At 61.0% G+C, this 25,499-nt stretch carries 27 protein-coding genes and 1 pseudogene; 6 read left to right on the plus strand and 22 right to left on the minus strand.

The window, feature by feature from the left end; genetic code table 11:
* Positions 1–70: 70 nt before the first annotated feature.
* From ASC48_RS19550 to ASC48_RS12380, 12 genes are all read right to left on the minus strand, one after another.
* Positions 71–244, minus strand: coding sequence for a hypothetical protein (locus ASC48_RS19550; RefSeq protein ID WP_156367097.1), 174 nt, complete (start codon positions 242–244; stop codon positions 71–73).
* The gene (locus tag ASC48_RS12330) at positions 241–567 is read right to left on the minus strand and encodes a helix-turn-helix domain-containing protein (protein WP_055456059.1); all 327 of its coding nucleotides are present in this window, start codon (positions 565–567) and stop codon (positions 241–243) included. The genes ASC48_RS19550 and ASC48_RS12330 overlap by 4 nt, the downstream gene beginning before the upstream one ends.
* Positions 568–1,398: 831 nt before the next feature.
* Positions 1,399–1,815, minus strand: a complete 417-nt coding sequence (locus ASC48_RS12335; RefSeq protein WP_050471100.1) for a Ros/MucR family transcriptional regulator — start codon at positions 1,813–1,815, stop codon at positions 1,399–1,401.
* Between the two features lie 450 nt (positions 1,816–2,265).
* The gene (gene mnhG / locus ASC48_RS12340; protein WP_055456060.1) at positions 2,266–2,622 is read right to left on the minus strand and encodes a monovalent cation/H(+) antiporter subunit G; all 357 of its coding nucleotides are present in this window, start codon (positions 2,620–2,622) and stop codon (positions 2,266–2,268) included.
* A complete protein-coding gene (locus tag ASC48_RS12345; RefSeq protein WP_050471098.1) occupies positions 2,619–2,975 on the minus strand; it encodes a cation:proton antiporter in 357 nt (118 codons plus the stop codon). Before ASC48_RS12345 ends, mnhG begins: the two co-directional genes overlap by 4 nt.
* On the minus strand, positions 2,972–3,448 hold the full coding sequence (locus tag ASC48_RS12350) for a Na+/H+ antiporter subunit E (RefSeq protein ID WP_055456061.1): 477 nt from the start codon (positions 3,446–3,448) through the stop codon (positions 2,972–2,974). The genes ASC48_RS12345 and ASC48_RS12350 overlap by 4 nt, the downstream gene beginning before the upstream one ends.
* On the minus strand, positions 3,445–5,049 hold the full coding sequence (locus ASC48_RS12355) for a Na+/H+ antiporter subunit D (RefSeq protein WP_055456062.1): 1,605 nt from the start codon (positions 5,047–5,049) through the stop codon (positions 3,445–3,447). Before ASC48_RS12355 ends, ASC48_RS12350 begins: the two co-directional genes overlap by 4 nt.
* Before the next feature lie 3 nt (positions 5,050–5,052).
* Positions 5,053–5,430, minus strand: a complete 378-nt coding sequence (locus ASC48_RS12360) for a Na+/H+ antiporter subunit C (protein ID WP_050471095.1) — start codon at positions 5,428–5,430, stop codon at positions 5,053–5,055.
* Entirely contained in the window at positions 5,430–5,849 is a 420-nt protein-coding gene (locus ASC48_RS12365; RefSeq protein ID WP_055456063.1) for a Na+/H+ antiporter subunit B, read from the minus strand. Before ASC48_RS12365 ends, ASC48_RS12360 begins: the two co-directional genes overlap by 1 nt.
* Positions 5,849–8,227 carry a putative monovalent cation/H+ antiporter subunit A gene (locus tag ASC48_RS12370; protein WP_055456064.1) on the minus strand — a complete coding sequence of 793 codons (2,379 nt, stop codon included), beginning with the start codon at positions 8,225–8,227 and terminating at the stop codon, positions 5,849–5,851. Before ASC48_RS12370 ends, ASC48_RS12365 begins: the two co-directional genes overlap by 1 nt.
* A gap of 298 nt (positions 8,228–8,525) precedes the next feature.
* Complete coding sequence (locus ASC48_RS12375) at positions 8,526–8,960, minus strand: DUF1284 domain-containing protein (protein WP_055456065.1); 435 nt, start codon at positions 8,958–8,960, stop codon at positions 8,526–8,528.
* A 67-nt stretch (positions 8,961–9,027) separates the two neighbouring features.
* Positions 9,028–9,630 (minus strand): superoxide dismutase, encoded by a 603-nt coding sequence (locus tag ASC48_RS12380; protein ID WP_019962779.1) that lies wholly within the window; start codon positions 9,628–9,630, stop codon positions 9,028–9,030.
* 473 nt (positions 9,631–10,103) lie between these two features.
* Between ASC48_RS12380 and ASC48_RS20265 the strand changes: the two are divergent.
* A pseudogene (locus tag ASC48_RS20265) lies at positions 10,104–10,409 on the plus strand (thermonuclease family protein); the annotation flags it as partial.
* A gap of 132 nt (positions 10,410–10,541) precedes the next feature.
* On the plus strand, positions 10,542–10,685 hold the full coding sequence (locus ASC48_RS20330; RefSeq protein WP_462686817.1) for a sunset domain-containing protein: 144 nt from the start codon (positions 10,542–10,544) through the stop codon (positions 10,683–10,685).
* Here ASC48_RS20330 and ASC48_RS12390 read toward each other — a convergent pair whose 3' ends face one another.
* A complete protein-coding gene (locus ASC48_RS12390) occupies positions 10,686–11,150 on the minus strand; it encodes a winged helix-turn-helix transcriptional regulator (protein WP_208975704.1) in 465 nt (154 codons plus the stop codon). It abuts the gene before it with no gap.
* Between the two features lie 153 nt (positions 11,151–11,303).
* Between ASC48_RS12390 and ASC48_RS12395 the strand changes: the two genes are divergently transcribed.
* A complete protein-coding gene (locus ASC48_RS12395) occupies positions 11,304–12,158 on the plus strand; it encodes an SDR family oxidoreductase (protein ID WP_055456216.1) in 855 nt (284 codons plus the stop codon).
* Between the two features lie 67 nt (positions 12,159–12,225).
* Here the strand turns inward: ASC48_RS12395 and ASC48_RS12400 are convergent, their stop codons facing one another.
* From ASC48_RS12400 to ASC48_RS12415, 4 genes are all read right to left on the minus strand, one after another.
* Entirely contained in the window at positions 12,226–13,851 is a 1,626-nt protein-coding gene (locus ASC48_RS12400) for an ABC transporter ATP-binding protein (RefSeq protein ID WP_055456067.1), read from the minus strand.
* A 1-nt stretch (position 13,852) separates the two neighbouring features.
* On the minus strand, positions 13,853–14,980 hold the full coding sequence (locus ASC48_RS12405) for an ABC transporter permease subunit (RefSeq protein WP_055456068.1): 1,128 nt from the start codon (positions 14,978–14,980) through the stop codon (positions 13,853–13,855).
* 9 nt (positions 14,981–14,989) lie between these two features.
* Entirely contained in the window at positions 14,990–15,913 is a 924-nt protein-coding gene (oppB, locus tag ASC48_RS12410; protein ID WP_055456069.1) for an oligopeptide ABC transporter permease OppB, read from the minus strand.
* A gap of 128 nt (positions 15,914–16,041) precedes the next feature.
* Positions 16,042–17,628 (minus strand): peptide ABC transporter substrate-binding protein, encoded by a 1,587-nt coding sequence (locus ASC48_RS12415; protein WP_055456070.1) that lies wholly within the window; start codon positions 17,626–17,628, stop codon positions 16,042–16,044.
* A gap of 402 nt (positions 17,629–18,030) precedes the next feature.
* Here ASC48_RS12415 and ASC48_RS12420 point away from each other — a divergent pair, with 402 nt between their 5' ends.
* On the plus strand, positions 18,031–19,842 hold the full coding sequence (locus ASC48_RS12420; protein WP_055456071.1) for an ABC-F family ATP-binding cassette domain-containing protein: 1,812 nt from the start codon (positions 18,031–18,033) through the stop codon (positions 19,840–19,842).
* A 62-nt stretch (positions 19,843–19,904) separates the two neighbouring features.
* On the opposite strand, the gene ASC48_RS12425 is transcribed toward ASC48_RS12420, so the two are convergent.
* Positions 19,905–21,467: a methyl-accepting chemotaxis protein gene (locus ASC48_RS12425; RefSeq protein WP_208975705.1), complete on the minus strand. Its 1,563-nt coding sequence runs from the start codon at positions 21,465–21,467 to the stop codon at positions 19,905–19,907.
* A gap of 41 nt (positions 21,468–21,508) precedes the next feature.
* A complete protein-coding gene (locus tag ASC48_RS19795) occupies positions 21,509–21,910 on the minus strand; it encodes a CHASE3 domain-containing protein (RefSeq protein WP_055456073.1) in 402 nt (133 codons plus the stop codon).
* A gap of 188 nt (positions 21,911–22,098) precedes the next feature.
* On the opposite strand from ASC48_RS19795, the gene ASC48_RS19325 reads away from it, so the two are divergent.
* Positions 22,099–22,853 (plus strand): IS5 family transposase gene (locus ASC48_RS19325; RefSeq protein ID WP_425270029.1). Its coding sequence is split into 2 segments (ribosomal slippage): positions 22,099–22,431 and positions 22,434–22,853, totalling 753 coding nucleotides; the frame shifts between segments, so codons are not numbered across the junction.
* A gap of 351 nt (positions 22,854–23,204) precedes the next feature.
* Here the strand turns inward: ASC48_RS19325 and ASC48_RS19555 are convergent.
* The 3 genes from ASC48_RS19555 to ASC48_RS19560 all read right to left on the minus strand — a co-directional run bounded on the left by ASC48_RS19555 (position 23,205) and on the right by ASC48_RS19560 (position 24,658).
* Positions 23,205–23,429: a hypothetical protein gene (locus ASC48_RS19555; RefSeq protein WP_141658941.1), complete on the minus strand. Its 225-nt coding sequence runs from the start codon at positions 23,427–23,429 to the stop codon at positions 23,205–23,207.
* A 119-nt stretch (positions 23,430–23,548) separates the two neighbouring features.
* Positions 23,549–24,481, minus strand: coding sequence for a methyl-accepting chemotaxis protein (locus ASC48_RS12445; RefSeq protein WP_055456074.1), 933 nt, complete (start codon positions 24,479–24,481; stop codon positions 23,549–23,551).
* 33 nt (positions 24,482–24,514) lie between these two features.
* A complete protein-coding gene (locus ASC48_RS19560) occupies positions 24,515–24,658 on the minus strand; it encodes a hypothetical protein (RefSeq protein WP_156367100.1) in 144 nt (47 codons plus the stop codon).
* Positions 24,659–24,779: 121 nt separating this feature from the next.
* Here ASC48_RS19560 and mobA point away from each other — a divergent pair, with 121 nt between their 5' ends.
* The gene (gene mobA / locus ASC48_RS19330) at positions 24,780–25,406 is read left to right on the plus strand and encodes a molybdenum cofactor guanylyltransferase MobA (protein ID WP_072242606.1); all 627 of its coding nucleotides are present in this window, start codon (positions 24,780–24,782) and stop codon (positions 25,404–25,406) included.
* Positions 25,407–25,499 lie beyond the last annotated feature (93 nt).

Genomic DNA, 25,499 nt, shown 5'->3' on the forward strand with positions numbered 1-25,499 from the left:
ATGCCGCCCGCGCTGGCGCCACGACCATCATTGCACTAACAATCAAATTGGACCCGTCCGTGGGGGCCGATCAGTGGAGCACCCGCACCGTCACAATCATCTGCCGGCGCTTCCCCCCGGTCTCCTGGCGCCCCTCAAGCCGCACCGGAGCTTCTTCCTGACCGCTGCCGGACACAATGACCGCCCCTGTCGCGGCCAGAAACTTGAGAACCTTGCGTCCTTCGTCTGTCAACGTTCTGCTCATCGTCCCCCCTCCCAGCGGGCAAGACCATAGACGGTCATGCCACCTGCAATCAGTTGTTCAATCTTGAAAAGCACGGCGTCGACCTGAGGATCATCGCGCCGGTCCTCCCACTTGCGGCAGGCGTAAGCGACCGTGGACCGGTCCCGGCCGTAGTAGTCCCCCACTTCGGCGCAGGAGAGGCCAAGGGCGACATGGGCCAGATACATCACCAGCTGCCGGGCATCGGCAATCAGCCGGACGCCACGGCCCTCACTGAGCAGCTCCGGCGGGCTGATGCCATAAACTTCCGCAACCAACCCCTCGATCAGCAGAAGCCGGGCCAAGACGGTTCTGTTCCTCACTTCTCCCGCCTGTCCCCCGCCTCCACCCTGACGCTGTTGCCGGATAGAAGTCCTCGCTACGCACTCCATCACCAATCTCCCCGTGGATTTCCCACTTAGGCTTATATTCCTACATAATACGCCAGCAATCCGGGGTGAGGGATAAGTTTCCTAGCAACTTTTAAGGGAGCGCAGATATCCGCCATTTCTCCCCACCTCTGTCAACCGGTGGATGATGGATACATTCCTGACGGCCACCGCCGGCAGAAAACCGGAGCCTGGGCCTCTTTGATGTCTGAGACGTCAGCATCAAGCCTTGGCGGCTCCTGGAGACGTGAAGGGAGCCCGGATGCATAAAACGCCAGTGCCGGACAAAGTGTTCTGGATGCGCCTTGAGCGTCTTGGGCTTGGAACAGGATTGCGGGAGCAAAGCACAGCAGCCAACGGTCTTCCGGTCCTGCTGCTCCACCTGGTCCATGCCATGCGGGCAGAGCGGGCAAGGTGCCGGCAAGCGCACTGGACAGGCGATATCAACCGCCTTGCCGGACTGCGCGCCTCCTTCCGCACATTATGGCCCCTGCGCCACTCATGCCACCGCTGGTGAACTTGTCCTGCCTGCAGCTCATCTCAGGCAATTCGGACAGAAGCGGGAACCGGCTTTTCGGCCATACTTACTTCAAGGCCAAGAGAGAGCCTCTCAGCGCCATCGTTTTCACCGGAAGAGTTCCGGCGGGTGCGGCGCCTGGCCTCCAGGCACTGCAGCCACAAATGCAAAAGACCGCTGCGGTTTCCCGCAGCGGTCTCAAAATCACGCCTGCAAAGCAGGGCTGCCAGTTACTTGGCGCGCTTGCGCTGCTGACCCAGGCCCATCTTTTTGGCCAGTTCCGAACGTGCAGCAGCATAGTTCGGAGCAACCATCGGGTAGTCGGCCGGCAGGTCCCACTTCTCGCGGTACTCTTCCGGGGTCATGTCGTAGTGCGTGCGCAGGTGACGCTTCAGCGACTTGAACTTCTTGCCGTCTTCCAGACAGATGATGTAGTCCGGCATCACAGACTTTTTGACCGGAACGGCCGGCTTGAGCGGCTCCGGCTCCGGCTCGACCTGGGCGCCAGACGTGCGCTGCAATGCACCGTAAACTTCGTTGATCAGGCCCGGGAGTTCAGTTGCCGCCACGGTATTATTGCTCACATAAGCGGAAACAATCTCAGCGGTCAGGTCGATCAGGTTTGCATCTACCGGCGTGTCAGTCATTTCTCACCCATCTCGTAAATTTGTCGCGTGTTCGCATTCCTGCACAAACCCAACGTCTTCACCAATCGGCGCTTTGCAGCACAAGCTTACTTGGGAAGCGCGACGAGAAAAATTTGATTCTTATGCAGAGGCAACGTATTCGAGCTTATATAGATGCTTCATTCATTGGACAAGCCCTAACAAACAAGAAAAAAGTAAAACGACCCGTTTTCAACGAAACACCTCCGTCATCTGTAGTTCAAATTTGTCCAATTTGTGGTAAAAACCCGCTGTAGTGCCGTCAAGTTGCGGCTTTCCCGCATCCCGCGCGCAACCAGCCTTTGGGCAGCTCCCTGCCCGGCCCTGCAAGCTTTATAGAGCCGGAACTTGTCGCGGCAAAAGTAAGGCCCGGTTTCTGATACCAGGCCTTGCAACAAGCACTTTCCTCTCCTGACCGGAAGGGCAACCCTGTCAGGTCTTCTGCTTCTTCTTCCGGTCGAGAAGCGGTGCGAGGACGTCCATTTTTGTCACCGCGCAAGGGCGGTATCCGGCAGCAAGAGCCGCCTTGGCCACAAGATGCGCCGAGATTGGAGCGGTCAGCAGAAAGAAAACAACACCAGCGATCGCTCTGGTGATCACATCCAGTTCCCTCGCATGCAGGGCCAGCGCGATCAGCATCAGCCCTGACCCCAGCGTCCCGGCCTTTGACGCGGCATGCATGCGCGAGAACACGTCGGGAAAGCGGATGACGCCAAGTGCGGCAGCTGCCGCAAACAGCGCTCCGGCAACCAGGAAGAGCCCACTGGCGATTTCGATTGCAGCGTTCATTTTCCAGCCTTTCTGCGGGCGAGATCTTCCTTCACTTCCGCGGAGATGGTCGGATCGCCAACCTGACCCCGGTTCAAAATGAAGCGCGCCAGCGCCACTGTGCTGAGGAACCCGACAAGGCCAAGCGTAATGGCGATGTCCACGTAGAGATAGAACTCGGTTGCAATGCCGATCACGGCAATGAAGCCGATCGCCGTCGCCACCAGCATGTCGAGGGCCACCACCCGGTCCGGAAGGCTCGGTCCGAGCACTGTGCGCACCACCGTCACGGCGAAGGTGAAGACCAGCAGCACCAGAGAAATCTGGATGCAGACCTCAAGGAAATTTTCGGCAAACAGGTCAAGCGGGCTCAACGGAAGGCCTCCATGATCTTGCGTTCGAACCCATTGCGGATGTCCGCAATGGTCCCTTCCGGATCAGGAACGTCGATGCAGTGGATATAGAGCACCTTCCGGTCCTCGGAGACATCCACGGACAGCGTTCCCGGCGTCAGCGTGATCAGATTGGCCAGAAGCGCTATCTCGAAGTCGCTTTCAACCGTCAGGGGGAACGCGATGAATCCCGGATTGAGGCCAAGTTTCGGGCGGATCACGATCCGGGCCACGCGCCAGGCCGACATGACCAACTCGTAGAGGAAGAGCAGGATCAGCCCGGTGACGCGCGAGGCACGGCGGAAATAGCCGCCGGTGTTGATCTGCTCGCGGATCAGATACAGCGCTCCCAGTCCCAGCACGAAGCCGAAAGCAAGATTGACCACCGAGAAGGAGCCAGTCACCGCCCCCCATGCGGCAGCCAGCAGGATATTGACGAGGAACAGGCCGCTCATGCTGCACCTCCGAAGACAGACAGGAAATAACCGGCAGGATCGATCAGGCCGCCGGCACCGCGCATGGCGATGTTCATCAGCCACTCCGGCGCAAGTCCGAACAGGACGGCCAGCGCCGTAAGTGCGCCAACCGGGATCCAGAGCGCCGGAGAAGCAAAGCCTGAGGCCTGCACGGCAACCGCTGCAGAACCACCGCTTTGCATCGCCACCTGACCGCCATCAGCCGTTCCCTCGGGTCCGCCGCGCCAGAACGCATAGATCCAAACCCGGCCAACGGCCATTGAGGTCAGGAACCCTGTCACGAGGATGGCGGCCGCCAGCCAGGACCAGCCGCTCTCCAGCGCGGCATCGACGAGGATCAGCTTGGGCCAGAAGCCCGAGAAGGGCGGCAGGCCGGCCACGGCAAAGGCAAGGATCAGGAACACGGCGGCAAGGGCCGGGCTCACGCCGTAAAGGCCGCCCAGTTTGCGAAGATCATTGCTGCCGCACATCGAAGCCATCACACCGGCGGCCATATAGAGCGCCGTCATGACGATGATCGAATGCACCGTATAGAAAATGGTGCCGGAAATCGCCGCAGGCGTGCCCATGGCGATGCCCGCCAGCATCGAGCCTATGCCGGAAATGACCAGATAGCCGAGCAAACGCCGGAGATCGGACTGCGCCAGAGCACCGATAACCCCCACCAGCATGGTCAGAGCCGCTACCCAGGCAATCACTTCACTCATTTCGGCGCGGGCCACCGGCATCAGCATCACCATGACGCGCAGCAGCGCATAGACGCCAACCTTGGTCAGAAGCCCGGCAAAGATCGCCGAAACCGCAACTCTCGGGGTGTGATAGGACGCAGGAAGCCAGGCATTCACCGGGAAGGCTGCCGCCTTCATCGCAAAGGCCAGCAGATACAGGGCACCGATGGTCATCACCGGGCCGGAAGGCTCTGCATTCGACAGCTTCATGGCGGCATCTGCCATGTTCAGCGTGCCCAGATGGCCATAGAGCAGGCCTGTGGCAATCAGAAAGAGGTTTGTGCCGATCAGGTTCAGCACACCGTATTTCACGGCGCCGTCCAGCTGCGCCCTGCCGTTGCCCAGCACAAGAAGACCGTAGGACGAGATCAGCAGCACCTCGAACCAGACATACATGTTGAAAATGTCGCCGGTCAGGAAGGCGCCGCAGGCACCCGTCATAAGGAACAGCAGGAACGGATAGAACCCGTAACGCCGCCCGGAGGTATCAATGGTCCCTGCCCCGTAGATGCCCGCACACAGCGCCACCACCGAGGCGATGAAGGCAAGGACTGCGCCCAGAGGATCGGCCGTGAAGGCGATGCCAAAAGGCGGCAGCCAGTTGCCCATCACCATGGTGACGACACCGGTCTTCAGCACATGCACCAGCAGCGCGCCAGTCGTCAGCACCAGCAAGCCGAGGAAGAACAGCGCCAGCTTCGGCTGGAAGCTGGTGTTCTTGCGCATGACGAGACAGAGCGAGCCGCCGATGATCGTCAGAATCGAGGGCACGACGATGAGCCAGTCCGCCGCCGTCACCGGCGCGGTGGTCATAGCCTGAGAAATATCAACCGAATAGGAAGGTCCGGCCATGGATCAGTACCCCTGCGGAGGACCGGCTTCACCCTTGGGCTCGGCGATGCGCATGTCGTTCACGTCATCGGTGCCCAGTTCCTGATAGGTGCGGTAGGCCAGCACCAGCAGGAAGGCGAAGAAGGAGAAGGAAATCACGATGGCCGTCAGCACGAGAGCCTGCGGCAGCGGATTGGCGGTTGCCTGCGTGACAGTCGCCTGATCCAACGGGATCAGCGGCGGCACTTCGCGGGTCAGGCGCCCGTTGACGAAGATCAGCATGTTGACCGCATTGCCGAGGATGACGACACCGATCAGCATCCGCACGAACATGCGCGACAGCATCAGATAGACGGCCACGGTGAAGAACAGGCCGATGAGGATGGACAGTCCGGCTTCCATCAGTCGCTCTCCCTTTCCTCAAGCGCGAGCGCGATGGAGCCGAAGGCTCCCACCACGACGAGATAAACCCCGATATCGAAGAACATCGGCGTGGACAGATCCACCGCCGTACCAAAGACATGAACCGTGACCCATTGGCTGGTCATGTAGGCCTGCCCCGTGAAAGCCGACAGCAGCCCGGCAACGGCAGCCAGCAGCAAACCGATACCGGCGAGCGTCATCGGATGCACGCCGATGGCCCTGCGGACACCCTCCACACCGCAGGCGATGCCGTAGATGGCCAGGGCGGAAGCTGCAATCAGGCCGCCAATGAAACCGCCGCCGGGTTCATTATGGCCGCGCAGCAGCACGAAGATGGAGAACAGCACCATCAGGGCCGCGATATAGGGCGCAAAGGTGCGGAAGATGATCGTGCGCATCAGCGTGCCTCCACCATCTTGGCTTTCGGGGACTTGCCGCTCTTCGGCGCCGCCGCGTCCGGCTTGGTGCGGATGCGGATCAGCGCCAGCACAGAAAGGCCCGTGAGCACCACGACCGAGATTTCGCCCAGCGTATCAAAGCCGCGGAAGTCGACGATGATCACGTTGACGATATTGCGGCCATGAGCAATCACGCGGCTGTACTGGCTGAAGAAGTCAGACAGGCGCGCGTCGAAGGGCTGCTGGGTGATGGCCAGCAGCACCAGCGTGAAGCCGAGGCCGACAGCACCGGAAATGCCAAGGCTGACGATCCGCGCAAGCATCGGACGGTGGTCGCGGGGTGACAGGTTGAGCCGGGTCATGACGAGGGCCAGGATCACCACGGACAGGGTTTCCACCATGAACTGGGTGAAGCTCAGATCCGGTGCACCGAACAGCATGAAGATCAGCGCCACGGCAAAGCCCTGGATGCCAAGCGTCACGATAGCCGTCAGCCGGGTGTTCGCCACAAGAACCGCACCAAGACCTGCCACCGCAATCAGGATCACGGCCCATTCATAGAAGCGGAAATCAGGCCATTCCGGCACCTGCGGCATGCCATTGGCAAAGACTGCCGGCAACAGCAGCGCGGCCCCCGTGGCAAGGAAGACGACAGCCATGTAGGTCTGCATCGAACCGCCCTGCAGCAGGCGGGTGATGCCGGTGGAGAGCTTGACGATGGCAGCCACAAACTGGTCGAACCCCTTGTCCGGTCCCCAGCCGATGGCCTTCAGCACACCGGCCACCGCCGCGCGCAGGCGGTCCAGCATCAGGAACAGCCCGATCCCCAGAGCCACGGTAATGATCGACAGGATCAGCGGTGCGGAGATGTAGCCGGGGATGAGATGCAGTTCCACGGCCGTCTGCGCGCCCATCAGGGAGGACAGCATCGGCCCTATGAACAATTCGCCCGTCGAATGGGCCAGCAGAGCGGCGGCAAGACCGGTCAGCGACAGCACGGCAGGTCCGGCCCACAGCAATGCGGGGCCTTCATGGGCATGCTTGGGCGTATGTACCTCGGGCCCGAAGAATGGCTTGATGGCGACAGCTGCCGCAATCACCAGCATCAGCGCATTGCCCGCCACAGCCACGGCGGATATCAGCAGAGCGCCACTGGAGAGCCCCCAGGTGCCGTAATACAGCACTTCCTTGGCGATGAAGCCGATGAAGGGCGGCAGGCCGGCCATGGAAAGCCCGGCGAGCGCGGCAGCCGCAAAGGTGATGGGCATCGCCTTGCGCAACCCGCCCAGCTTCGTCACGTCGCGCGTGCCCGTCTCATGGTCGATGATACCGGCCACCATGAACAGAGCGCCCTTGAACAGGGAGTGCGCCAGCAGATAGAGCACAGCGCCTTCCAGCGCCTTCTGCGAACTGGTGCCCGTCAGCATGACGAGAAGGCCGAGCGAGGCAACCGTCGTATAGGCCAGCATCAGCTTCAGGTCGGTCTGGCGCACGGCCAGGACCGTGCCCACCAGCAGCGTGATGCCGCCAAACAGCGGCAGCACGGTCATCCAGACTTCGGTGCCGCCCAGAGCCGGATGCATGCGCATCAGCAGATAGACACCGGCCTTGACCATGGTGGCCGAGTGCAGGAAGGCCGACACCGGCGTCGGCGCTTCCATGGCATTGGGAAGCCAGAAATGGAACGGGAACTGCGCCGACTTGGTGAAGGCGCCGCCCAGAACGAGGATCAGGATCGGCAGATAGAGGCCGCTGTTGCGCAGCACATCGCCGCCCGCCAGCACCTGCGACATCTGAGACACGCCCGTTACCTGCATGATCAGCAGGAAACCGGCCAGCAGCGCCAGTCCGCCGCCACCGGTGACCAGCAGCGCCTGCAGCGCAGCACGGCGCGAGGCAGCCCTCAGATGATCAAAACCGATCAGCAGGAAGGACGTGATCGAGGTCAATTCCCAGAAGATGAACAGCGACAGCAGGTTATCGCTCGTCACCAGTCCCAGCATCGCCCCCATGAACAGGAACAGGAACGAGAAGAACCGGCCCTGCTGCGGATGTCCCTTCAGATAGCCGCCAGCGTAGAGAATGATGAAGGTGCCGATCCCGGAGATCAGCATCGCAAACAGCGTCGAAAGCCCGTCCAGATAAAAAGAAAGGGTGACGCCATAGGCGGGCACCCATTCTTTTGCGACGGTATAGACTTCGCCTTCGGACACACCCGGCACGAACCGGGTGAAGTGCAAGAAGATCAGCAGCGGCACGATGGCAAGCAGCCAGGCCGCATTGTGCTTCAGCACTTTCGTGGCGAATGGCGCGATGATTGCAGCCGCGAAGGGTGCAAGCACGGCGAGAATGGTCGTGTCGAGTGCGGCGGGTGTCATGCTCACTCTTCGGCTAGGGCAAATTGCCAGTACATGCAAATCGGGACTCTCAGTGTAGCGGCCGAGAGTTAAGAATTTTGATCGAATTAGGCTCTGTCGAGGTGCTGCACAAGGGCGCGAAGACCACTTTTCGCCATAATCGCAAGACCCCGCGCCTTCACGCCGCGGCAACCCGGAAAGGAGCACCCCAGGACGAAAATCTCTGGATAGAAAATCTGCCCGGACGGCACGTTTACCTGGCACTGCCTACCGAGATCTTGCCCTGCATGGCAAGAGGCCGAATCAGATGTTTGCCAGGTCAGTCTCCTGTCCCTGCCATAAGCCGGGTCCCTTCAAACCCCGCCTCGGCAACCTTGTCGCACAGGCCGGACCACTCGCAGCCACTGCAGGCCGGGCGGAGTTCGCCTGAAACAAAGCCACGCTGCAACCGGTTCAGCATGCCCCCGTCCACGATCACCTCGCTGCCAGCCTCCAGCCGCCGCCCGAGCAGTGTTCCGGCACTTTCGAGAGCCAGCCGGTCACGTTCCACAACGCTGTCGCGGTGACAATGGGGAGCGTCACCAGCCAGAAGCGGCGCACAGATGTCATCCGGCCCCTGCACGATCAAGACAGGCTCGCCTGCCCTCATCCGCCGGATCACCCTCGCATAATTGGCGACAAAGCGGGGGGAATAGCCCTCCCCGACGAAGGTCAGCATGCACAGCAGGTGATGTCCGCGAAGCCGGATGGTCATGCCTTCAGCCTCCCCTCCAATGCCAAAAGGCCCGGCACAAGGCCGGGCCTTTCAACGAAACGGAGGCTTACTTGGTTGCAGCTTCGTACATTTCCAGGACGTAGTCCCAGTTGATCAGGTTGTCGACGAAGGCCTCAAGGTACTTCGGACGGGCGTTGCGGTAGTCAATGTAGTAGGAGTGCTCCCACACGTCGACGCCGAGGATCGGGGACGCGCCCTGCACCAGCGGGCTTTCGCCGTTGGCGGTCTTGGAAATGATCAGCTTGCCATCCTTGACGGCAACCCAGGCCCAGCCGGAGCCGAACTGGGTGGTGCCGGCGGCGATGAAGTCGGCACGGAACTTGTCATAGCCGCCCAGATCGCTGTCGATGGCCTTGGCCAGAGCACCCGGGATGGACTTGCCGCCGCCATTCGGCTTCATCCACTTCCAGAAATGGATGTGGTTGTAGTGCTGGCCGGCGTTGTTGAAGAGACCGGCATTCTTGCCGAAGCTCTCCTTGACGATCTCTTCCAGCGTCTTGCCTTCGAGGCCGCTGTCCTTCAGCAGGTTGTTGCCGTTGGTCACATAGGCCTGATGGTGCTTGTCGTGGTGATACTCAAGCGTCTCCTTGGACATGTAGGGGCCAAGGGCGTCATAGGCATACGGCAGTTCGGGAAGTTCGAAAGACATGGCAAATCCTCCTTCAGGAAAGCTGTGGTGCGGCCCGGCTGCATGCGTTCATGCCCGCCGGGCCCTTCCGGAGCTGCGGGGAAGCAGCTCGCGCCGGAATGCAAAATAGGCGTCTTCTCGCTCGTGGGCAATGCGTCCGGGCAAATAAAAAAATATTTTTCTTGGTTTATTAGCTGGAACCATTTCCGGTGCGCCGCGTTCAGCGCCTCCCGCCTTTCACAAGCGGCCAATCCGCGCGTCCTTAAAACCGGAAGCAAGATCTTAACAGCCCGTTAACCCCTGCTCCCCAAACTTCTCTCAAAGCCACATAGGCCTCGCCTGATTCCGAGATTACCGCCTTGAAAACACACGCAATCCGGCTATCCCTCCGGAGCCGTCTTCCGCTCGGCGCGCTTGTCATTGCTGCATGTGTCACCGGCGGTGCGGCCCCTCTGACGCTTCAGGCACTGAAGGTCACCGACGGCGATACGATCGTGCTGAACGGCGAGACGATCCGCCTGGAAGGGATTGATGCGCCCGAGCTGGCGCAGCGCTGCCTTTCGTCTTCCGGCAAGGAGTATGACTGCGGCAAAGAGGCGGCAAATGCCCTGAAGGCGCTGCTCTCACGTGGGCCGGTGACCTGCAAGGGCGATGTTACCGACACCTATGGCCGCCGGCTGGGCACCTGCTATTCCGGCGGCATCAACGTGAATGCAGCCATGGCGGAAAGCGGTCACGCCTTCGCCTTCGTCCGCTATTCCTCCAGCTACGTGGCCGAGGAAGCCCGTGCCCGTGCAGGCCGTATCGGCATGTTCGCAGGCACAGCCCAAGCCCCGTGGGAGTTCAGGGCCGCCAAGTGGCAGAATGCCAGCACTCAAAGACACGTCCAGGCTTCGGCGGATGCGGACAGGGAATGCCCGATCAAGGGCAACATCTCCAAGAACGGCCGCATCTATCACATGCCCTGGTCCGCTTCCTACGCCCGCACCAGCATCAACGAAAACAAGGGTGAGCGCTGGTTCTGCACGGAAGCGGAAGCCATTGCCGCAGGCTGGCGGCCTGCTCACAGCAGCTGATCAACTGGTTCCCCGTAGCCGCTCCGCCTTCGCCGCCATGATGTTTGGGGTGTTGACCTCCAGCCAGTCCGCCAGCGTCTTCACCCGCCCGGCTGCCTCGCGGCCCAGCGGCGTCAGGCTGTATTCCACATGCGGCGGCACCACGGGCAGCGATACCCGGTCAATCATGCAATCCCCTTCCAGCTGCTGCAATGTTTGCGCCAGCATCTTCTCGCTCACGCCGCCGACCTTGCGGCGCAGCTCACTGAAACGGTGCGTGCCCTCCAGCAGCGCCAGCAGGATCAGCACACCCCAGCGGCTGGTCAGATGATTGAGAATCTCCCGCGACGGACAGGCCACACTGAACAGCGCGCCCCGGCGTATCAGCTCCGAAAGCGGCTGTCCCGTGACCAGATCGGGGGGCACGTCCACAGTTCCGGCTTCGTCAGAGATTTTTTCCTCCCTGTCCAAGGTACTGTTTTCCATATCTTTTCTCCTGAAAGACACATCCAGCCGGGACGACTTTCCTCTAACTTACCAAATTGTATGTACTTTCCAAAAGAAAGTACATAGCGCATATCTGCCGCATCGCATGGATCCGGCGATCCCGCCGGAGCAAATCAGCAGATGGAGCCGCAAATGAAACTCGCAATCACCGGTGCTTCCGGTCAGCTTGGCCGCCTCGTCGCCGAAAACCTGCTCGCCACCGAACCGGCCGCCTCGCTGCGCCTGCTCGTCCGGTCCCCGGAAAAGGTGGCCGATCTTGCCGCACGCGGCGTGGAAGTGGTGGCCTTCGACTATTCAAAGCCGGAAACCCTCGCCCCTGCCCTCGCCGGTGTTGACCGCCTGCTGCTCATCTCCGGCAGCGAAGTCGGCCAGCGCGTGCCGCAGCACAAGGCCGTCATCGAGGCAGCGAAAGCTGCGGGCGTCGGCCTCGTCCTCTACACCAGCGTCCTGCGCGCCCAGCAGTCCGGCATGATCCTTGCCGGTGAACACAAGGCCACCGAAGACATGCTCGCCGCGTCCGGCCTCAACTACGTCCTGCTGCGCAATGGCTGGTATATCGAGAACTATCTCTCCGCCGTGCAGGCCGAGATTGCTCATGGCGTCGTCGGCGCCTCCGGTGACGGCCGCATCTCCGCCGCAGCCCGCGCCGACTATGCCGCTGCCGCCGCTGAAGTGCTGCGCAAGGGCGCACCCTCCGGCACCATCTATGAACTGGCCGGAGATACGTCCTTCAGCAAGGCGGATTATGCGGCTGAACTGTCCCGCGCCTCGGGCCAACCGGTGACCTACACCAACCTGCCGGAAGCGGCCTACAAGGACGTTCTCGTGCAGGCCGGCCTGCCGGAAGGCTTTGCCGCCATTCTGGCTGACTGCGACACCTGCACCGCCAAGGGCGACCTTGAGGACAACAGCAAGACGCTTTCCAGCCTGACGGGCCGTCCCACGACTCCGCTGGCCGTCATGGTCGCTGAGGCCGTGAAGGGCTGACCACCGACCGCCTTTCACGCATATCAGCCTCTCCCGGAGCCATCCGGGAGAGGTTTTTCGTCACAGATCACGCGGCCGCATGCGCCGTTGGCAGCATGGCGGCGGCGATCAGGCGGCGCGTGTACTCCTCGCGCGGCGCCTCGAATACATCCGCCGCAGACCCCGCCTCGACGATCTTGCCGTGCTGCATCACCATCACCGTGTCCGACATGGCCCGCACCACTGCAAGGTCGTGGCTGATGAAGAGATACGTCAGCCCATGGGCGCTCTGCAGGTCACGCAGCAGCGTCACGATCTGCTTCTGGATCGTGCGGTCCAGTGCCGATGTCGGCTCGTCCAGCACCATCAGATCCGGCTTCAGCACCATGGCACGCGCGATGGCGATGCGCTGGCGCTGGCCGCCGGAGAACTCGTGCGGATAGCGGTTGCGCATCACCGGATCGAGCGACACCTCTTCCAGTGCCTGACAGGCCCTGCGGTCACGCTCGGCACTGCTCAGGCCCGGCTCATGCACCAGCAGCCCTTCGGTGATGATCTGGCCCACGGTCATGCGCGGGCTGAGCGAGCCGAACGGATCCTGGAACACCAGTTGCATATGCTTGCGCAGCGGGCGCAACTCCGCCTTGCTCTTGTCCGAGATGAGCGTACCGTTGAAGAACACCCGCCCTTGCGCAGGCATCAGCCCCAGCAGAGCCCGGCCCAGCGTCGACTTGCCGGACCCGCTCTCGCCCACGATGCCCAGCGTCTGGCCCTTGCGCACGGTCAGCGAGATGTCATTCACCGCCTTCAGGATGAACGGCTTGGTCAGCAGCCCGCCGCCGAGAGCGAATTCCACCGACACCTTCTGCCCCTCGATCACCACCGGTGCCGACACATCCACCGGAGCCTTGGTGCCTTCCGGCTCGGCGTCCAGCAGCATGCGGGTGTAGTCATGGGCGGGCGCCTCGAAGATCTGCGCCGTCTCGCCCTCTTCCACCACCTCGCCCTTGCGCATCACGTAAACGCGGTCCGCAATCCGCCGCACGATGCCAAGGTCATGGGTGATGAACACCACCGCCATGCCCAGCCGCTTCTGCAGATCTGCCAGAAGATCAAGGATCTGCGCCTGCGTCGTCACGTCCAGCGCCGTGGTCGGCTCATCGGCAATCAGCACGTCCGGGTCATTGGCCAGCGCCATGGCGATCATCACGCGCTGGCGCTGCCCGCCGGACAGCTCATACGGATAGGACTTCAGCTTGCGCTCCGGCTCGGGAATATTGACGAGCTTCAGAAGCTCCAGCGCCCGCGCCTTTGCCCTCGCCCAGCTCAGGCCGCCATTCTCCACCATCGGCTCGCACAGCTGGCGGGAAATGGTGTAGAGCGGATCGAGCGAGGTCATCGGCTCCTGGAAGATCATGGTGATCTTCTTGCCGCGCACCTGGTTCAGCTCGCCCGTCTTCAGGCCTAGGATGTTCCGGTCCCGGTAGAGCACACGACCGCCGGTGATGCCGTTGGACGCCAGCAGCCCCATGGCCGCCATCATGGTCTGGCTCTTGCCCGAGCCGCTTTCGCCCACGATGGCGACCGTTTCGCCCCGGTTGACGTGGATATCGACGCCGCGCACGGCCTCGACCATGCCTGTGTTGGTGCGGAAGTTGACCGTCAGGCCTTCGATCTTCAGCACCGCTTCGTTCTGGTTCTCAGATGCCGTCATGTCAGCGGTCCTTCGGATCAAGCGCATCGCGCAGGCCATCGCCGATGAAATTCAGCGCAAACAGCGTCGAGGTCAGGAAGATCGAGGGGAACAACAGCAGCCAGACGCCGCCCTGCAGGTTGCGCGCCCCTTCAGAGATCAGCACGCCCCAGCTTGTCATCGGCTCCTGCACACCAAGGCCAAGGAAGGAGAGGAAGCTCTCCAGCAGGATCACCTTCGGCACCAGCAGCGTCATATAGACCACCACTGGCCCCAGTGTGTTGGGGATGACATGGCGGCGCAGGATGCCGGCATTGCCAACGCCCATGGCTTCGGCCGCCTGAACATATTCCTGCCGCTTGATGGTCAGCGTCTGCCCGCGCACGATGCGGGCCATGTCCAGCCACTCCACCGCACCCACGGCAATGAACATCAGCACGAAGTTCCGGCCGAAGAACACCACCAGCATGATGACGAAGAAGATGAACGGCAGCGAATAGAGCACATCGACGATGCGCATCATCACCTGGTCCACACGGCCGCCGAGATAGCCTGAGGTTGCGCCATAGATGACGCCGATGGAGATGGCCACCACCGTTGCCAGCAGGCCGATGGTCATCGATACGCGGCCTGCGATCATCGTGCGGGTCATCAGGTCGCGGCCATTGGCGTCCGTGCCGAAGTAGAAATACAGCTTGCGCACGTCCGCCTTCAGCGTCACCGACTTGCCATCGGCCGCCATGTCCTCAAGCCGGGCATTCTGGAAGAAGTCGCTGCGGTCCACATATTGCACCGAACGCGGATCGATCTCGCGCGGGGAGGTGAGCCGCACGCTCACCGTGTCCCCGTCGCGCTGGAAGTTCTCAGCGTCCAGGCGCGCCCGGCGCAGCACGTTCATTAGCCCCGGCTCGACCTGTTCCGGTTGCGGATAGGGCTGCAGGCTCGCGGGCACTTTCACGAAGTCACGATAGACCTGATCGAAGCCATGCGGCGACAAATAAGGGCCGATGATGGAGACAAGCGTCACGAGTGCCAGCACGATCATGCTCGCAACCGCCGCCCGGTTGGCCTTCAGCCGGTCGCGCGCGTCATCCCAGAGGGAGCGGCCTTTCACCGGCACAGGTCCGTTTGCAGAGGAAGTCAGGCTCATGGCTGGTCCTCAGTCGAAACGCACGCGCGGATCAAGCAGCGCATAGAGCAGATCCACGACGAGATTGAAAAGAATGACGAAGCAGGCAACGATGACCACGGTGCCCATGACGAGCGTGTAGTCCCGGTTGAGCGCCCCTTGTACGAAGTAGCGGCCGATGCCGGGAATGCCGAAGATGGTTTCCACCACCACCGATCCAGTCAGCAGCGCAGCGGCGGCCGGTCCGAGGTAGGAGACCACCGGCAGCAGCGCCCCGCGCAGGGCATGCACCACGATGACCGTATAGGCCGACAGGCCATAGGCCCGTGCAGTGCGCACATGGTTGGAGCGCAGCGCCTCGATCATCGAGCCGCGCGTCAGGCGCGCCACCACGGCAATCTGCGGCAGAGCCAGCGTCACCACGGGCAGGATTGCATCGGCGTAGTTGCCGGCCGCCCATCCGCCAACCGGCAGCCAGCCGAGGTGCACACCCAGCAGCAACTGCATCACCGGCGCCAACACGAAGTTCGGAATGGTCACGCCAAGAGTTGCTGCCGCCATCACGGAATAGTCGAGGCCGTGGTTCTGCCGCAGAGCAGCCACAACACCCAGCACACCACCCACGACCAGCGCCAGCGCAAGTGCGCTCAGGCCCAGCTGCATCGAGATCGGCAGGCTGGCGGCAAACAGTTCGTTGATGGAGAAATCACGGAAATAGAAGCTCGGACCGAAATCCAGAACCGCAATGCTCTTCAGATAGATCAGGTACTGGTTCCAGAGCGGTTCATCCAGATGATAGATACGGTTGAGGTTTTCCATCACCTTGGCTTCCAGCGGACGCTCCAGATCGAAGGGCCCGCCCGGCGCGATGCGGATCAGAAAGAAGGAGATAGTGACAATAAGGAAGAGTGTCGGGATGGCTCCCAACAGCCGTTCAAGCACGTAGCGCAACATGCCCAGACCTTTCTTTCGCCAGCGGGAAACGCTGCCCGGCAGCCAGCAGCTGCAGGACAGCGCCCGTCATGACGCAAAACGGCCAGCTGCAGCCTCCTTTTGGAAGCCGCAGCCAGCCGTGTCCTGTCTTACTCGGAAATGCTCATCCAGCGGGTCGGATGCACGTCCATGAGGTTCGTCTCGAAGCCCTTGAGCTTCGGCGAGACGAGGTTCTTGGAGGCGTAGTACATCATCGGGATGAAAGGCAGATCGCGCATGAAGATGGTCTCTGCCTCCTTCAGGATGGCAGCGCGCTTTTCGAGGTCCGTGGTGTTGGCGGCCTCTTTCATCAGGTTGTCATAGTCCGGGTTGTTGTAGTTCGCATAGTTGAAGCCGGCATTGTCAGACTCCACCAGGAACAGGAAGTTCTGCGGATCAGAATAGTCGCCGATCCAGCCCGCACGGGCGACATCAAAGTCCTGCTTGTCGCGCAGCATCGCGTAGTGGGTCTTGGTATCGGTGTTCACCAGCGACACATCCACACCCAGCGGCTTCCACATGTCGGCAATGGCAACTGCCGTATTCTTGTGGTTCTCGGAGGTGTTGTAGTTGATCGTCAGCTTCAGCGGCTTGTCCGGGCCATAGCCCGCCTGCTTCATCAGCTCGATGGCCTTCTCTTCGCGGTCGATCTGCGGCAGATCCTTGTAGTCCGCATAGGCCGGCTCACCGTAGTTGTTGATGCCGGGTGGAACCAGCGAGTAGCCGGCGATCATCGTGCCGCCCCAGATCTCGTCCGCAAGGAACTCGCGGTCGATCGCCATGGAAAGAGCCTGACGAACTTCCGGCTTGGCCAGCGCCTCGTCCTTCATGTTGAGGGCATAATAGTAGGTACCAAGGTAGGGAGCGGGCTTGAACTGGTCTGCCAGTTCCTTCTTGATGAAAGCCATCTGCTCGGTCGGCACGTCATCATTGGAATGCAGTTCGCCCGCTTGGAACCGGCGCAGCGCAGCACCACGGTCTTCCGTCGGGTAGTAGAACACCGTGTCGATGGCCACATTGGCAGCATCGTGGAAGTTCGGGTTCTTCACCATCTTGATCTGGGCGTTCGGCGTGAACTCGGCCAGCATGTAGGCGCCGTTCGATACCATGTTACCGGCCTTGACGAAGTCACTGCCGAACTTCTCGACGCTGGCCGGATGCACCGGCAGGCCGGTCTGGTGGGCCAGGAGGTCCACGAAATACGGGGTTGGCCGCTCAAGCGTGATTTCCAGCGTGTGGTCGTCAACCGCCTTCACGCCCAGTTCTTCACCCTGCTTCTCGCCCTTGTTGATCGCTTCGGCATTGAGGATCGGATAGAGCACGGTCGCGTATTTCGCGCCCGTTTCCGGGTTCATGATGCGGCGGAGCGAGAAAACGAAGTCACCGGCCGTGACCGGATCCCCATTCGACCACTTGGCGTTGCCGCGCAGCTTGAAGGTGTAGGTCCTGCCGTCCTCGGACTGGGTCCAGCTCTCTGCAACGCCCGGAATGATCTTGCCGGCAGCGCTGTAGGCAACAAGCCCCTCATAGAGGTCACGCAGGATATTGCCTTCATAGACCGTCGAGGTCTTGTGCTGGTCCAGCGTTTCCGGATCGGCGGAATTGCCACGGTGATAAACCATCTCCGCCATGGCGGAGAAGGAGGTTGCAGCCAGAAGCGCGGCGGCGAGCGCAGTCATCCTTGCGGACTTGAACATTTTAGTCTCCCCTCTTCAACACTTGAAGAGCACCTGATGCCGGTGCGCTGGCACGTTCACATGCAGCCCCACCCTGTTCAACCCTGCCACGGGGGAACACGGGTTGCAGGAGGGTAAAAAAACGGATTCTTTTCGGCAGCGCCAGTCATTCGAAAAATTTTTCCTCCCCTGAAAAATTATGCATTCCGCTTAGTTATTCATCGCGCCCACAATCAAGGCCCAGAAAACGCCTGCATTCTGCGGCTTTTTCACCTGCCCGCTGCACGGACACGCTGAAAACAGAGAAACGGCCCTCCTGCGGTTTCCTCTTGCATGGCGGACCAAGATGGCGTTCCTCTGCGCGAGATTTTCACGCCGCGCTCCATGGGCGGCGTTCCGGCACTCGACGTTTGACAGGACCACATGGCCCCTCCGCTTCTTATCCTGCGTGACATTCATCTCACTTTCGGCGCCACGCCACTTCTGACCGGAGCCGAACTCAGCGTTTCGGAAGGTGACCGGCTTTGCCTTGTCGGGCGCAATGGCTCGGGCAAATCCACCCTGCTCAAAATCGCCGCCGGCATGATCGAAGCCGACAAGGGCGAGATTTTCGTGCAGCCAGGCCGCACCATCCGCTACCTGCCGCAGGAGCCGGATCTGTCGGCTTACGAAACCGTGCTCGACTATGTGACCGCAGGCCTTGCCCCCGGCGATGATCCCTACCGCGCGCCCTATCTGCTGGAAGTCCTTGGCCTAAACGGCAAGGAAGACCCGAAGAGCCTGTCCGGTGGCGAGGCCCGCCGCGCCGCGCTCGCCCGCACTCTGGCGCCGGAACCGGACATTCTTCTCCTCGACGAGCCGACCAACCATCTCGACCTTCCGGCCATCGAGTGGCTCGAAACCGAGCTGAAGAGCCTTAGGTCCGCCATCGTGCTCATCTCGCACGACCGGCGCTTCCTCGAAAACCTCTCCCGTGCCACCGTCTGGATCGACCGGGGCACGTCACGGCGGATGGAACGGGGCTTCGAGCATTTCGAGGCCTGGCGCGACGAGCTTTTCGAGCAGGAAGAACGCGACCAGCAGAAGCTCGCCCAGCAGATCAAGCGCGAAGAGCACTGGATGCGCTACGGCGTCACCGCCCGGCGCAAGCGCAACATGCGCCGCGTGCGCGAGCTGGCTGACCTGCGCGACAAGGCCCGCAATCACCGTGGCCCTCAGGGCACCGCCAAGCTGGCAGCCACCGAAGGCGAGACATCCGGCAAGCTGGTGATCGAGGCCAAGTCCATTTCCAAGGGCTACGGCGAGCGCTCCATCGTCTCGAATTTCTCCAGCCGCATCCAGCGCGGCGACCGCATCGGCCTCATCGGCGCCAACGGTGCGGGCAAGACCACCCTGCTCAAGATGCTGACTGGTGAACTGGAGCCGGACAGCGGCACCGTGCGCCTCGGCACCAACCTGCAGATGGTTACCCTCGACCAGAAACGCGAGAATCTCAATCCGCTCGACACGCTGGCCACCGTCCTCACTGGCGGGCGTGGCGATACGGTGGTTCTGGGCACCGAGACGAAGCACGTCATGTCCTACATGAAGGACTTCCTCTTCGCTCCCGAACAGGCCCGCACACCGGTCGGCGTTCTGTCGGGCGGCGAGCGCGCCCGTGCCATGCTCGCCCGTGCCCTCGCCAGCCCGTCCAACCTGATGGTGCTCGACGAGCCGACCAACGATCTCGACCTTGAGACACTGGACCTCCTGCAGGAACTGCTGAGCGATTACGAGGGTACCGTTCTCCTCGTCTCCCACGACCGTGATTTCCTCGACCGCGTCGCCACCTCCGTCATCGTCTCGGAAGGCAACGGAAAGTGGCAGGAATATGCCGGCGGCTATTCCGACATGGTGGCACAGCGCGGCGATGGCGTGACCGCCCGCAAGGCAGAGAAAGCCGCCAAGGCCGAGAAAGCTCCCGCGCCGGCCGTAACCGAAGCCAAAGCGTCCTCAAGGGTAAAACTCTCCTTCACCCAGCTGCATCTCCTCAAGACCCTGCCGGAGACTATCGACGGCCTGACAAAGAAGCTGGAAAAGCTGCAGGCCGAGATGGCCGATCCGAACCTTTATGCTAAAAGCCCGGACCGCTTCGCCAAGCTCTCCGTCGAAATCACCCGCCTCACTGGCGAAAGGGATGCGGCCGAAGAGCAGTGGCTGGAACTGGAAATGCTGCGTGAGGAAGCCGAAGGCTGAAGAAACATAAAGGCCGGGCATTGCTGCCCGGCCTTCGCTGTTTTGACGTGTTCGCCTGAAGCTTACGCCGCCCGCACCTGCGCGATGAAGCGGGCCACTTCCATCCTCAGCGTCTCCGCGTCCCTGGCAAGGCCGCCAGCCGAACCCAGAACCTGCGAAGCGGCAGCCCCGGTTTCTTCCGCCGCACGGCTGACGCCGGTGATGTTGGACGAGACTTCCACCGTGCCGGCCGAGGCCTGCTGCACATTGCGGGCGATTTCAGCTGTGGCTGCGGTCTGCTCTTCCACCGCCGCGGCAATTGTCGCGGCGATGCTGTTCAGCTTGGCGATGGTGTCGCCAACGTTCTGGATCGCATCCACCGAGGCGTTGGTCGCAGACTGAATCTCGGCGATCTGACCGGAAATTTCTTGGGTGGCGCGGGACGTCTGCTCCGCCAGCGCCTTCACTTCCGACGCCACGACCGCGAAGCCACGGCCAGCCTCACCGGCACGGGCCGCTTCAATGGTGGCGTTCAGTGCCAGCAGATTGGTCTGGCCGGCAATCTCCGAGATCATGTTCAGCACGTCGCCGATCTTCTGCGATGCCGAAGACAGGAAGGCGATACGCTCGCTGGCAGTCTGGGTATCACCAACCGCCTGCTGGGACATACTGGACGACTCTTCCGCCCGGCGGCCGATCTCGTTCACCGAGGCTGCCAGCTGTTCCGTCGCAGAGGCCACGGTCTGCACATTGGCGGCAGCTTCTTCGGAAGCCGCCGACACCGCGGTGGACTGCTGGGCCGTTTCTTCTGCCGAAGCGCTCAGCGTGTTGGCAGCAGCCTGCATTTCCTGTGCGGCGGCCGACACGGTTTCGACGATACCGCCCACGGCCCGCTCGAAGCTGTCGGCCAGTTCGTTCATGATGCGGCGGCGCTCGGCCTCCTGCTGCTCCTTGACGGCAGCCTGCTCACGCTCCAGCCGCTCCTTCTCGATGCCATTGGCCTGGAACACCTCGACAGCAGCGGCCATCTCGCCGATCTCGTCAGAGCGGCCAGAGCCGAAGACCTTCATGGTCAGGTTGCCGGCAGCAACAGCCCGCATGCAGTCGGTGATCGCAGAGATGGCACGCGAAATGGACATGCCGAGGAAGACAGCAATCCCTGCGATCAACAGCGTGAAGATGCTGGCCAGCGTCAGCATCGTCGAGAGGGTGCTCGAGATGCCGGCAGAGGCCTTCGGGCCGATGTCGTTCTGTACCGCAACCACCTCCCCGGTGATCTCCTGATAGGCCGTAGAAATGGGAGGGCCGATCTTGAAGATCCGCGCCGTCAGAGCCTCCTGCTGGGCCGCAACGCCGGTTTCAACGGCAGCCGCCTGCTGGCGCACCTGCTCGAACTCCGCCGCAAGTTTGCCTGTCAGCTGAGACAGCTTGGGGCTCTGCTGTGCTGAAACAACCGTCTTCAGCAGCGGCTCCACATTTACATAATGGGTCTGGGCCGTGGTCAGGTCAGCCGGATTGGCACCAAGGCCATAGCGTTCCATGAACACCCGGGCGAGGAGAAACTCCTGCATCGTGCGCGCCGCAGCCACCAGAACGGCAACATTGTCTTCGGCAATGGCCTCCTCGATGGTGTCCGTCAAAAGCACACGGAATTCCACACCCTCTTTCTGCAGCCCTTCCAGCCCCTTCAATGCGGCTGCACTGGAGAGGTGCGGAAATCAAGGAAAGCCCGCTCGTATGCGGCAACATCGCTTTCAAGTGCCTGAAGCTTGGCAAGCTGCGGGGAGCCTGCAAAGAACTGGCTGACCTTGGCCTTGCTGGCCTTGAGCTCGGACAGCAGTTTCTCAGCCTTCTGCCCGTCCGTGTCATTGGGCGACAGCGCATAGCGGATCACAGCCAGACGAGCATCCGTCAGGGTCTCGGCCGATTCAGAAATCACTAGCGACTGCCGGGCCGCTGCCCGGTAGTCATGGAAATAATTGGACGCGGTCTGCAGCCCGCTATAGCCGAGCCAGGAGACTGCAAGGAGTGCGGCGACACAAAGCCCGAAGCCGCCGAAGAGTTTGGAGCGCACAGTGAGGTTAAGCATTTTTATCCCCGGTTAACAGGTCTCATCAGGCTGAACCAAAACAATATATACATAGTTAACGGCAAGGACGGAATATAATCAAACAGATCCGAACTCCACCCAGAGCCTGGGGTCAAAACCCATTGATATCATTGATTTAACTTAGCAAATCTGATTCAAAGCTCCAAACCGGTGATTTGGAGGCTTGGATGGGGCATCTGTTTTGGCTGTCGGATGAACAATGGGCGGTGATTGAGCCGTTTGTTCCGGCGAACAAGGGTGGAGCCCGCAGGGTCGATGATCGCAGGGTGATCTCCGGCATCATCCATGTTCTCAAGGTGGGTTGCCGGTGGTGCGACTGCCCGAAAGACTACGGACCTTCGACCACGATCTACAACCGCTTCAACAGATGGTCACGCAAACGCTTCTGGATCGATCTGGTCGAGGCGCTTGCGGCATCCGGAGCGGTGACGAAGAGCACGTCCATCGACAGCACCTACGTCAAGGCGCACCGCTCGGCGCACGGCGGTAAAGGGGGGCGAAAAATCAGGCTATCGGGCCCTCGCGAGGCGGGCAAACCACGAAAATCCATGCCCTTACCGACGTGATCGGCCGCCCATTTGCGTTCATGCTGACCGGAGGCAATGCGGCAGACAGCCCGGTGGCGCCCCATCTGCTGGCCGGACTGAAGGGGGCAAGGTATCTGCTGGCCGACAAGGGATATGATGCAAACAGCCTGCGAAAGCACCTGCGCCAATCTCACATTGTCCCGGTCATACCGGGCCGGTCAAACCGCAAGCGCGCCATCCGGTATGACACCAGACGCTACAAGAGCCGCCATCTCATCGAAAACGCCTTCTGCCGCCTGAAGGACTTCCGGCGCGTCGCAACCCGCTACGACAAACTCGCCAGAAACTTCCTGTCCGCCGTCGCCCTGGCAACCCTCGTCGCATTCTGGCTATGATTGAGTCTGGAGCCTGAAAGAACACATCAAAAAATAAAAATTACTCATACATACTTAATAAACCACCAATAACAACGTATAAATTTCAAAATTCTAAATCGAAACCCTGCGGAAGAAAGATTATCTCTGAACGACACCCAAAGATTTCCATACTTGGCACCCAATCAACTCTGCGGGTGCATACAGGCCAAAATCTGCAGAAAACTTGGTCTTTCAGAGGAGTACCCCCCAATCTGCCCCTCCGATTTATTATATGTTTGATTTTTATGAAGGAATTTGTCCTGGGTTACCGCAAGCCAGCCGCACATGGCCCACCAGAGAGAACCTGACGCGAGCTACTGTTAATTTTAACTATTGTAAATTCTTATTATAACAGCCAAAAGCTGCAGTCTTGGCATCTGGAACAGCGGTACGGCAAGCACCTGCGGCATTAAAAACCTGACAGCCCGGAACCGCCTCGCCATCCCTGCGGGAGCCGCACGCAGCAAGACCCGCGGCAAACAGCAAAATGCCGGACATCGCTGCCCCGCCCTGTGCTGCGCCTGATATCAGCGCTTGATAGATGTCACGTTTCATGCATGGCTCAGGCCCCTACGGCGTCCAGGCCTGTCAGGCCATGATGCGTGAGCATCATAAACCCAAGCGGTACCTGAGCAATTTCAAGGCATGATACGCCAGCATCGAAAGCCTTGGTGTTACGCGGCACGCACCTGCGCGATGAAGCGGGCGACCTCGGCCTTGAGGATTTCCGCGTCCCTGGCAAGTCCGCCTGCGGAGCCCAGAACCTCTGAAGCCGCAGCACCCGTCTCTTCGGCAGCGCGGCTGACGCCGGTGATGCTGGAGGAGACTTCCACCGTGCCCGCAGAGGCCTGCTGCACGTTACGGGCGATCTCAAGCGCGGCCGCATTCTGCTCTTCCACCGCAGCGGCAATTGTCGCGGCAATGCCGTTCAGCGGCGCGATCGTGTCCCCGACATTGATCCGTTTGCCGACGGCCGCCTGATATCCGGACATGATCAGCGGCCCCAGCATCTCGAGGTTGTTCTCGCGAATGTCCGCGGCCTTGGAAATGGCGATTTCAAGATAGGAAGCCTCGCTGATCACATCTTCCATCTGCGCGGGCAGCGGTGCCACAAGCCGGTTCAGCTCCAGCGGCTTCTGTGCAAACTGCAGGCGCTGGTGAAGCGGGGTCGCCTCATCGTGATGGTCCATGGCCTCAGAGAGGTCGTCCGCGTTTCCGCTGCTCGCGTAACGCTCGACATAGATCCGCGCCAGCAGAAATTCCCGCATCGCCGGGGCCACGGCTTCCATAATGAGGTAATTCTGCTCCTCAATGGTCTTGTGTATCACACCGGCCATATTCTCGCTGAAGGCGTCGCCCCCTTCTTTAACCTGCGTCAGGCTGAGAGCAACTTCCTCATTCACCGCACGCAACTCATCAAAGGCAGCCTGATAGGCGTCAACCGGCTGGATCAGTTCCCGAAGTTCGGCCAGCAGCGGAGATCCGGCGAAGACCTCCTCGATCTGCGATGCGCCTGCGCTGATCTTCCCGATCAGCTCATTCACCTGAGCAGCGCTGCCCGGAGTTTCCTCCAGCTGATATCGCAAGATGGCGAGCCTGGCTTCCATCAGCGCGGCCTGCGCCTCATAACCAGTCAGGCTCTACCTCGCCGTTTCGCGGAATTGGCTGAAATAGGCGGCAGCAGTCTGCAAACCACTGTAGCCGATGTACGATACCACAAGCAGGGCGGCAACAGATGCGCCAAATCCGCCCCAAAGCTTCGCACGAACGGTCGAGATAAACATGACAGCTCCTGTTCTGGATTGCGCAACAATACGTCATGAAATCTCTGGGTGAAGTTAACAAGCCTGTTCAACAATGCGCTGCAAAGCGGCCAGCTCAAACAAGGGAAAGTTAGAGGCCACGATGATCATCGGCTTTATTATTGCAGGAGGTGCCGGCTCCCGGATGAAAATTGGCCATAAGCCATCGATTCCACTTACGGAACTTCCACTGATCTCGCATGTGGCGGCAAGGCTTCAGAAACAAGTCGAGACTGTTATAATTATCAATAACGATCCAGGCTATTTGCCTGAAACTCTGAAGCTACCGGTCGCCCGTGATTTCCAGCCGGGGCGCGGCGGGCCATTGATCGGTATTATTACGGCAATGCTTTACGCAAGAGAAAACCATCCGGAGTGCAATCATTTGGTGAGTATTCCTTGTGATGGCCCGTTCTTCCCTGAAACACTGGTTGAGAGGCTGACCGCAGCCAGTGCCCCCGGCACCCCGGTCATAGCCGTGTCTGATGGCCGCAGGCATCCGCTGTTTGCCTGCTGGCCCGTTTCGCTGCTGCCGCGATTGCAGGACTGGGTGGCAGCCGGTAACGCCCGCGTGGGCCAGTTCCTGAGCGAATGCGGCGCTGCCGAGGTGGATTTTCCGCTCGATGGGGATGGCACAGACCCCTTTTTCAACATCAACACGCCGGAAGATCTCGCCGAAGCACAGCGGATCCTTGCTGCGCGGAAGGGAGCGGGCCTCAGATACACCTGACCTCTTGACGCATGATCCTGATGCGGCTTGCACGCAGGCGCAAAGCAGGGAATGTTCCAGACAGCCACACACAGGCGGCAGATGGACAGCGGG

Origin of the sequence: Pannonibacter indicus, assembly GCF_001418225.1 — a bacterium.
Taxonomy (GTDB): domain Bacteria; phylum Pseudomonadota; class Alphaproteobacteria; order Rhizobiales; family Stappiaceae; genus Pannonibacter; species Pannonibacter indicus.